General features: G+C 64.5%; 2 protein-coding genes. Both read right to left on the reverse strand.

The annotated features are described in order from the left end of the window. Positions 1–129, reverse strand: a 129-nt coding sequence (locus LJ725_RS28815; protein WP_230554365.1) for a DUF736 family protein, incomplete at its 3' end; no start/stop codon positions are given. 536 nt (positions 130–665) lie between these two features. After that, positions 666–1,043, reverse strand: a complete 378-nt coding sequence (locus tag LJ725_RS28820) for a hypothetical protein (RefSeq protein WP_230554366.1) — start codon at positions 1,041–1,043, stop codon at positions 666–668. Positions 1,044–1,168 lie beyond the last annotated feature (125 nt).

Below are 1,168 nucleotides of genomic sequence, written 5' to 3' on the forward strand. Positions count from 1 at the left end.
GCTGGGGGCGTTGTCATTCGAGCGGTTGGCCTCGGGGACGATGCGGACGCCCTTGGTCTGGACGCTGAGCGTGACGATCTCGCCCTGGTACTCGTTGCCGGACTTCTTGAAGGAACCGATGTTAGCCATGTGACTTCTCCTTGCTGTTTCGAGCCCCGCGACCATCGCGGCCTCGATGGCGATCGTTTGCCGGAGGCGATCGGCGCTGCACCCGCTCGCGGGCCGGAGCACAGCGGAGGATGGCGGCGGAGCGACTTTCTTGCCTCGCGAGGAATGGGCGAAGCCCAGGGGAAGAAAGTCGCTCCGCCGCCGTTGCGGCTCAGGCGATCGAGGCACCGCCGTCCTACGGCTAGATCAAGCCAAGGAGAGGCCGTGGGTCGCACGCCGAACAGCATCCTCGCGAGAAGTCGTGGCCAACCTGAAGGGTCCTGCACAAGAGGGCTGGCATGCCGGGCGAAGTGAAGGCGGCCGTAGCGTAGAAATGGGATGGCTGCCGTCTGCGGCCAACCCGGCGTAGACGGCGACCACAACCCAGCATCTTGTCGGCTGTGCAGAAAACACGGGCTCATCGAAGCGCTATCCGGTGGCCGCGTTCACGCTCGCGCATCGCAACGAGCGCTCGCCACCCATCTTCACCAATCTCGACGATGAGGACGCAGAAAGCGTCAGCGTCTCTGGTCGTGCGGCTGCCAGCTAACCGGCGAGTGAGTTCTCCCGATGCCCCGCTCGTCCGACGGTGGAAGAAACAGCGTCATGCGCGAGAAGGCCGTGACACCAGCGAGAACGGCGCCGACAACGGCAAATGCCATCTGCCAGTTGCCGGTGGACATGCCGATGCCGGCTAGCGCCAGCGACACCTGATAGCCGGCGACGGTCGCCGGCACGGCGTAGAGCAGGCCGATGATGGCGCGGATCAGCGGCGTACGGGTGGTGGCGAAGCCAATCTGCCCGAGCGCAAGGGTCGCACCGCCGGCAAGAAAGCCGACGATGAGCGCTCCGACGACTCCTCCCCCGCTGTCAAAGGCAGCGAGGCCCGCGGTCAATCCGGCAAGTTATGTGGCGTTCCCCGATATGTGGCGCAGAGGCCACTTAGAGCTGCTTATGAGCGAGAACTATGACCAGTGCGCCACATATCGGTGAGGCTATAGGGTACGCAGGAAAGCCATCA

Origin of the sequence: Reyranella aquatilis, assembly GCF_020880995.1 — a bacterium.
In the GTDB taxonomy this organism is placed as follows: domain Bacteria; phylum Pseudomonadota; class Alphaproteobacteria; order Reyranellales; family Reyranellaceae; genus Reyranella; species Reyranella aquatilis.